Genomic DNA, 8,288 nt, shown 5'->3' on the forward strand with positions numbered 1-8,288 from the left:
TCCCCGGACTAATAGTCCTTTTTCCACCTTATGGAGAGCTTGTTCTCGCCGGTCGACGTGGTTTCCGATGTCACGGAGATTTGATCCGCAGGTTCCCATTCGACTTCGACAGAACTGCCGTCTGCACCGGCAGCATTCAGTTGGAGGTAGACATCATCAGCAAGGTACTGACCGACGCCAAGCTCCGCATTTCCGGCATCGTTCGAGCCGATCGAAAGCCGGTCCACACCCAGGACGGCCTGCAATTCGGCGGCCGGGTCGAAGCCGACGCTGCGACCGCTGAGACGCGCAATGGAGGAGGCCAGTTGCGCGGCCTCGACGGGAGACAGGTCGATCGACGAGCGACCGAACAGCAGTCGGGACAGGATCTCGTCCTGCGGCAGGTCGGGCGTACTCGACAATTCGAACACAGGGTTTGTCGGTTTCCCGGAAACCTGAACGCGAGCCACGAACCCGTTGACCGACCTGTCGGCGTCAATCGCGATGCGCGCCGTGTCGAGCGGGCCGTCAAAAGTGATCTTTCCGGTATCGAAGACGAAGGGGCGTCCGGCGAGATCGAGGTCGCCGCGCACCATGGTTGCCTGTCCCGACAGGCTGACATTCGATACGGTTCCTGACGCCGTCAGATCGAGCGCCCATTCGCTGTCGAGTCCCCGACCGGTAACGAACACGCGCCGCGCGGCGTCAATGTCGATGTCGATGTTCAGGGACTGGCGCAACTGGCTGGGTGCGTTGGTCGGTTCATCGCCGTCGCTCCAGCGGACATCAATGGCCTTCGGGCCGGAAGACGGGAGATTGTCGAGCGATACGCGCGCCTCGTCGACAGTCAGTTTACCCGAGACGAGGCGTCCGCTTTGGTCTTCGGAGAATGTCACATTGCCGCTAAGTCGCGCCATATCCCCGTCGCGTTCGTAGACAAGCAACCGGGTCAGGTTGGCATTCAGCCGACCAGCATCCTGGCCGAGCGTACCGTCCAGCGCCACTGATCCGCTTCCGGCGCTCTTGCCCGAACCGTTGAGAGATATTTTCCTGTCGGCAAGACTGGCCTTCAGGGTGATGTCGGTCAATTTGAGTCCCGTCGTGCCGAATTCGTAAATCCCGCCGGTGACATCCGCATTTGCCTTGTAGACGGGCTCGGACAGCGATCCTGACATAGTCGCCCCTGCATCGATCCGACCGCCAATATCGTGGCCATAGGCAAGCGCAGCCGTATGCAATGCGCCAAGGTCGCCGTTCAGGGTGGCGCGCCCGGTCAGGGATTGCGTGCGGTCCAGACGGGCGAGGGATTCGGCAGACGGCTTGATGGGCAATGCCAGGTCTGCGACGAGGACGAGGTCCTTGCCGTAATTGCTTCTCGCATTGACCTTCAGTGTGTTGGCATCGAGACGACCGGTCAGGTCGAGCGAAAGCGACGTATCGAGTCCGGGAATGGGGCTGGTGGCCGAGAAGGCGAAAGATCCGGACGGTGATAGGCCGATGGGCCGAAACTCGCCATGACCATTGAGGCGCGCGTCGACATCGCCCAGATTGGCGAGTGCAAACAGGGCGCCGAAATCGACGGCTTTGACATCGATTGCCAGCAGCGCCGTTTCGCCGGTGCCCGAAAGCTTGGCTTTCACCTCGCCACCGAGAACCGAAAGGCGTCCGTCAAGATCGGGTGCCTCGCCGAGACTCCAGTGAGCCGGTTCCGGTGTACTGAGCGGTTCGCCAAGAGCGGATCCTGACAGGTTGAACGTGCCATTGGGCGATACGCCCGACAGGTCAGCCTGTCCCGAAACCGCAAAATCGAATGGGCGTGAGGGCTGGTCGCTCTTCAGGCTGGCCTTGAAATCGTAACCATCCTTGTTGTTCTTTATGTCTGCCGTGAACGTATCGAGCTGGAAGGCCGATGGCAGTTTCGCGCCGATGCCATCGGCATGGGCCACGATAGACATCGGATCCTGGCCTTCCTTCACGATGCTGACAGTGGCGCGAAGGCTGTCGATTTGCACGTCTTCAGTCTTCAGGCCGTCACCTTCGGCATTCACCAGAACGACAAGGTCGCCCGCGGGGCTTATTTCGGCCCGGCCTGTAATTCCTAGGGGGCCATATGTGCCGTTCAGGTTTTCGATCAGGGTGCCTTCGTCGGCGCGCACGAGATCGGCTGTCAGGTCCAGCGTTTCGCCCGCTAGTTTGCCGATAGCAGCCAGCGGACCTGTTACACGGCCGCCGCGAATGCCGAGCGTGGTCGTCGCGGCGACCTGTTCGACGCGGCGGGAGGCGATTTCAAACACGCCACCTTTTGACGCGACACCTATTTCGCGCGCGCTGGCGGGGCCCGAAAGACTGACCGTGCCAGCGTGGAGGTCAAACCTGTTCCCGCTGATGTCGAGCGGTTCGGTCTGCACAAAGTCGAAGCGCAGCGCGCTGGCGTCGCCAATGCGGTAGAGGCCGCCCCCGTCGAACTGAACGCCGGCGCCGGTCAGTTTCATCTTCGCGATGCTTATCGTATTGCCATCGACAGCGAGGGACGCATTCAGCCTCGGCGAGGCACCGATCAGTGGCTGTATCGTCTCCGGTAGTCCGGAAAACCCCGCACCCGCCAGGATTGTCTCGATCTGTGGCTTGTTGAGTGTGCTGTGCACGCGGAATGTTCCGGACGCCCGCCCGCCGAACTCGCCAGGCAAGCTGCGAAGGGCTTGGTCTACCGTGCCACGCAAATCCAGCGTGCGCGCCTTCGGGCTCAACGTGCCCGAGGCCGAAACCGTGCCCTCCGGCAACTGAAGGACGGAGGGGGAGAGGGTGAGGATACCGGTATTGCGCGCATAAACGCCGCTCGCCACAAGGTGGGGCTTAACTCCGATCAGGCCGGACAGGCTTCGATTGCCCGACAGGACGCCTTCACCGGTGAGATCGGCCTTGAACGGTATCTGTTGGGCCTTTAGCGAGGCGGTCACAGGCCCTGAAAGACGGGTGAAGGGCAGGTCCGCTCCCTCATGCGCGGTGAGGATCGCGCCGCCCGTGTAGGTTGGCACGTCGTCGGTTAACTCGAGTGTTCCGTCCAGCGAGAGGTCGGCTGCAAACCCCGCGAGGTCGGAGAGGCCCGTGAAATCCAGCTCGATGGCGGCGGGGCCTTCCAGTGACTTGGTGTCAATGTTCGCCTCACCTGTGGCGGCCAGCGTGCCCGACGCCATGCTTGCGGACAGGTCGAACGCCGCCAGGTGCTTTTCGATATCTGCGCCGAGAACGAAACGCGCGTTTGCACCGAGCAATTGCCGCAACGTGTCCGGAAAAGGCAGGACGGTTGCATCGAGATCGGCGTTCGCAGTCAATCGTCCCGCCACGATCTTGGCAGTCATCGAGGCCGCGTCCTCGCCCGAGACCTTCATCAGGAAATAGCCATCGCCTTCGTCCAGTGTGCCATCGGCTGAGGCACTCAGACTGGCGCTCTGCCCGGCCGCAAGTCGCAGCAGCGTCGCGAACGTGCCGTCGGCGGGAGCCTCGCCCTCGGCGTCCAGTTTGAACTGGCCAGCTGCATCCCGCTGGGCATCGATCCTGAAGCGGTCGCCAAGACCTTCAAGCGGTGCAATGTCCAGCTTGGCTTTGACGATTGCGTCGCGTCCGCTGGAAAACGCCCCCGAAACGCTGAACGCGGCGGCTGGCCCGGCGACACCTTCAGCGAGCGAGAGTTTGCCAATGTTGAGGTCTTCGAGCGTCACACTCCATTGACTTTCGCCTGACGTTTCGCTCGGCGACGTTGCAGGGCGGCGAAGGACCGCTATGTCTCCTGCACTGGCAAGATTGAGCTCCACCTTGCGGGACAGAAGCGCGCGCGGTGTCCAGCGAAGGTTGATGTCTCTCGCGTCAAGCCATTTGCCATCGACATCCGCTATCGACAGCTGATCGAGATGCATGCGCTTGAGCGGGTCGCCTGTCAGCCCCGATGCCGATATTGTTCCGAGGCTGCTGACCGTCCGACCGTCGATTTGCGACAGGACATAGGCTCGCCCGCCATCACTGTTGATCCAGAGGCGCGCACCCATGACTGCCACAAGCAGGAAGACAACAATCCCCACACCTGCCGACGAAAATGGACGACGACGGATGAAATTGATGGATGTTTGGATGAAGGCCATCAGAATGACTGCCCGATGGATACGTAAAACTGGACCGGGTCTTCCCCGTCGCGCCTGTCGACCGGCGTTGCGATATCGACCCGGATCGGACCAAAGCCGGGATAATAGCGGAAGCCAAAGCCGACGGCCGTGCGCATATTATTGAAGACGTCGTCGACGCTGTCCGCCGCCGCGCCGCTGTCAACGAACAGCACGTAACCGAGCTTGTCGCTGCGCCGCCAGCGCAGTTCGGCTGACACATCAAAAAGACTCCGGCCGCCAATCAAAGCGCCGCTGGAGTCACGTGGCGACAAGCTCTGGTACTCAAATCCGCGCACCGAACCGCCACCGCCGGCGAAGAACAGGCGGTCGATCGGAACGGCGTTGGATCCGAGAAAGGCGCCGAACTCGCCACGCAAGGCGGCAACGAACGGCCCGTCCGCAATCTTGTGGTAAGTGGAGCCGGTCAAAAGCATGCGCGTGTAACCCGCCGTGGTGTCGCCAACTGACATGCCAGGTTCGACGCCAAGAAAGACGCGCTGGCCAGCCTGGGGGTCGAGCGGTTGCTTGACGGTCGAATAGGTCGCGGCGAGCGGAAACGACAGCGTGTAGAGTTCAATGGGATCCTGCAGGGAGCTCGAGCTGGCCTCTTCCGTTCGCGTAGCATCAATGGAAGCGCCGGCAGAGAGCGTGAGTTGCTTGTTGAATGGCTGAGAGAGTGCTGCGCCGACCTTGATGCCCTGCAGGTCGTAGGCATCGGTCTCCTCGGCGCGGATGCCGGCCTCGGCCGTGAGCGTGCGCCCGTAGCGGCCGATGTTCGGTCTCGTGTATTTTGCCGTCAAGTCGCGCGCGACCGTCGCCACTTCGCCCTGCAGCCGGAACGTGTCACCGCGACCCGTTACGTTTCGGCGCTCCCAGTATGCGTCTGCGCCGACACCGTCAGTGGTCGAAGCGGTCACACCAGCGCCGACGGAGCGGCGTTTGGCGTCTGTCAGCGTGAGCTGGACCGGATAGTATCCGTTTTCGTCTGGTGTGTTTGAGACTTCCACGCCTATGCCGTCGAACAGGCCGCTGCTGCGCAGGCGGAGGCGCAGCTGGTCAATCTTGTCGGGTGTATAGGCATCTCCCGGTTTCCACGTCCGGAGGGCGCAGATCGTTGTGACTTTGCACCCGCCCGATTCCAGGACGACCATGTCTCCGAGTCGCACGAAAGGGCCGGGTGCCAGCGCGTATGTCAGCTCGACAGTCTTGTCCTTGCGCGAAGCCAGCACGTCGATCCCGCCGCTTTCGGCGAACGCATGGCCACCTTTGCGAAGTCTGCCGAGAAATTGTGCTTCCAGTGCCTCAATGTCGGATGTCCGCGCTGGCGCGCCGACGGCAAGGGATTTCCTGTCTTTCTCGAGCTCCGCCTGCAGCTTTTCGTTTACATCGGAGTCGAGCGTCAGGGCGACGGAGGCGACCTGGAACATGTCGCCGGCGGATACGTCCAGGCGCGGTTTCTTGTCGACTGACTCGATCAGTTCGGGCGACACATCGGCCGCGAGATAGCCTTCGGATGCGAGGAACTCTTCCAGCGTGTCGGCAGAGGCCGCCGCCTTGCGCCGCGATTCGAGTACGCTGCGAGGCGCTGCATCGTCTGTTTCGAGTACGGCCTTTGCCTTGGTGTCCAAACCGGATGGCAGACCATTCAGTTCGACTGGCACTTGCTGGCTGATCGATCCGGCACCATTTCCGCTATGCCCGGGAAAGCCGGCGCACGCCGTCACGGCACTCAGCAGGCACACGCCCGTGGCCGGGTGCGTGAGAGCGCTCCCGGCTGCGGTGGTGAAGCGGGCAAGCCGTTGTGACATCGAAGTATTTACCATCCAGATTTCAATGCGAGGATTGCGCCAGTTTTCCTAAATGAAGGCTGAACAGGCCTGTCTAGTGTGCAGATAAGCCTGCCGAATGCAGTTTTCGCCCCAAACACTGCACGTTAACGGCAAATTTTCGGGTAAATACGCGCAATCTCGGCGCTTTTCCCGGTTGCCGCAGGCACGGTAGTCTCTGTTTGCCAGCCAGCCTGCACACACCGTATAATCGTCTGATTGGAAGTTTTCGGGGCAATGAATGACGTATTTGATGGTGCTTGGCGGCTTGGTCCTGCTTTTCATTGGCGGAGAGGCACTCGTCCGGGGGTCGGTCAGCGTTGCGCGCAAGCTCAACATCTCCGAATTGGTGATCGGCCTGACTTTAGTCGGTTTTGGCACGTCGGTTCCCGAACTCGTGACCAGTTTGAGAGCCATCGACCAGAACGCGGTGGGCATCGCCGTCGGCAATGTCGTCGGGTCGAATATTGCCAATGTGCTGCTCGTGCTCGGTGTCGCCGCGATGATCCGTCCGATCCTGACCAATCCGCGCGCGCTGGCCAGGGATGGGCTCATCATGCTTGCCGTCACGGCGCTGCTCTGCGCCTTGATCTGGTTTGATCTATTCAGCCGTCCCGTCGGTATCGCGCTCCTCGGCGCGTTACTGGTCTACCTCACCTATTCATTTGTCGCAGACCAGCGCCGCGACAATGAGGCTGCCGTGATGCACGTGGCCGAGGGCGAAACCGTCGATGCTCGCTATGGCCTGTTTCTCGGGCTGGTCATCGCCGCGGCGGGACTTGTTGGCGTCGTGTTTGGCGCCCGGCTGCTGGTGGACGGGGGCGTGGTCATCGCGCGGGATTTCGGCATCAGCGAAACCATTATCGGTCTCACCATCGTCGCCGTCGGAACCAGCCTGCCCGAACTGGTGACCTCCGTTGTCGCGGCCTATCGCGGCAAGTCAGACGTCGCGCTGGGCAATATTATCGGCTCGAACATCTTCAACGTGTTGGGAATCCTCGGCATCACGGCGGTGGTCCATCCGTTCAGCGTCCGGGGCGATATCTCCGCCGAGGCGATGTCGCAGGGACATCATGCGAGCATCATATCGTTCGAAGATATCGGCGCGCTGATCCTGTCGGTCTTCCTGCTCATGCTGTTCGCGATGACCGGAAAACGGATCGCGCGTTGGGAAGGCGCAGTGCTCCTGCTTGCCTATGCCCTCTATTTCGGCCTCTTGTTTGACCTTGTCCCCGTTCCAGGAATTCTCCCCTATGCCTGATAATCCAATCTACCAGGGGCTCGGCCAGCTCGGCCAGCAGACTCCCGCTCCGCAAAGCCCCGAGGACGCCCGCCTCGAACGCGTGCCCAATCCCCATGCCGGTACGCTCTACCTCACCCGGTTCGTCGCCCCCGAATTCACCTCGCTCTGTCCGGTCACCGGACAGCCGGACTTTGCGCATATCGTGATCGACTATGCCCCGGGCGACTGGCTGGTGGAGAGCAAGAGCCTGAAGCTCTATCTCACCAGTTTCCGCAATCACGGCGCTTTCCACGAGGATTGCTCGGTCGCCATCGGCAAGCGGATTCATGCCTTCACCGAGGCAAAGTGGCTGCGGATTTCGGCCTATTGGTATCCGCGCGGCGGCATCCCGATTGATGTCTTCTGGCAATCCGGTGGGGTGCCAGCCGGACTCTACGTGCCCGACACCGGCGTTGCGAGCTATCGCGGTCGGGGCTGATTCAGGCGGGCGGCGTCCAGCGCACGATCTTTTCGCTCATGACCGCTCTTGGGCGTTCCGGGCATCCCATCGTCGCTGTGCCGAGATAGACAAATCCCGCCACGCGTTCGCCATCAGTCAGGCCGAGCGTTTTGGCGACCTGCGGGTCGAAGGCCATCCACTCGGACAGCCAGACCCCGGCCCAGCCCGCTGCGTTCGCCGCGAGCAGCAGGTTTTGGCAGACCGCGCCCGCCGAGAGTTCCTGTTCCCAGACCGGCGTCTTGTGCCCATGGTCGGGTGAGGAAATCACGGCCACCATGACCGGCGCGCGAAGGGGCAGGCTGGCGGCTTCCAGCACATTCTTGGATTCCGCGTCCGGCGTATTCGCGTCATGGATTCGCGCCAGTTCCTTGCCGAACGACAAGCGTGCGTCGCCTTCGAAAACGATGAATCGCCACGGTGAAAGCCGCCTATGGTCCGGCACACGGGCCGCCACACGCAATAGTTCATCGAGAGACTCCGGCGAAGGGCCGGGCTCCGTCAGGTGATGCTTGCTGGCCGAGCGGCGCAGCGCGAGCAAGGCGCGGGCCTCGGCGCTCGGTCGAACTGGCAGCATGGTCGTACCA

5 protein-coding genes are annotated in these 8,288 nt (G+C 61.9%); 2 read left to right on the top strand and 3 right to left on the bottom strand.

The window, feature by feature from the left end; genetic code table 11:
- Window positions 1–8: 8 nt before the first annotated feature.
- Together AADA04_RS13310 and AADA04_RS13315 are read right to left on the bottom strand one after the other, a co-directional pair.
- The gene (locus AADA04_RS13310) at window positions 9–4,115 is read right to left on the bottom strand and encodes a translocation/assembly module TamB domain-containing protein (RefSeq protein ID WP_340693760.1); all 4,107 of its coding nucleotides are present in this window, start codon (window positions 4,113–4,115) and stop codon (window positions 9–11) included.
- Complete coding sequence (locus AADA04_RS13315; RefSeq protein ID WP_340693761.1) at window positions 4,115–5,944, bottom strand: BamA/TamA family outer membrane protein; 1,830 nt, start codon at window positions 5,942–5,944, stop codon at window positions 4,115–4,117. The genes AADA04_RS13310 and AADA04_RS13315 overlap by 1 nt, the downstream gene beginning before the upstream one ends.
- Window positions 5,945–6,203: 259 nt before the next feature.
- Here AADA04_RS13315 and AADA04_RS13320 point away from each other — a divergent pair, with 259 nt between their 5' ends.
- A complete protein-coding gene (locus tag AADA04_RS13320) occupies window positions 6,204–7,223 on the top strand; it encodes a calcium/sodium antiporter (protein ID WP_340693762.1) in 1,020 nt (339 codons plus the stop codon).
- The gene (queF, locus tag AADA04_RS13325) at window positions 7,216–7,683 is read left to right on the top strand and encodes a preQ(1) synthase (RefSeq protein WP_340693763.1); all 468 of its coding nucleotides are present in this window, start codon (window positions 7,216–7,218) and stop codon (window positions 7,681–7,683) included. The genes AADA04_RS13320 and queF overlap by 8 nt, the downstream gene beginning before the upstream one ends.
- 1 nt (window position 7,684) lies before the next feature.
- On the opposite strand, the gene AADA04_RS13330 is transcribed toward queF, so the two are convergent.
- On the bottom strand, window positions 7,685–8,288 hold a 604-nt coding region (locus AADA04_RS13330), incomplete at its 5' end, for a nitroreductase (protein WP_340693764.1).

This window comes from Hyphomonas sp., from assembly GCF_037969335.1.
Taxonomy (GTDB): domain Bacteria; phylum Pseudomonadota; class Alphaproteobacteria; order Caulobacterales; family Hyphomonadaceae; genus Hyphomonas.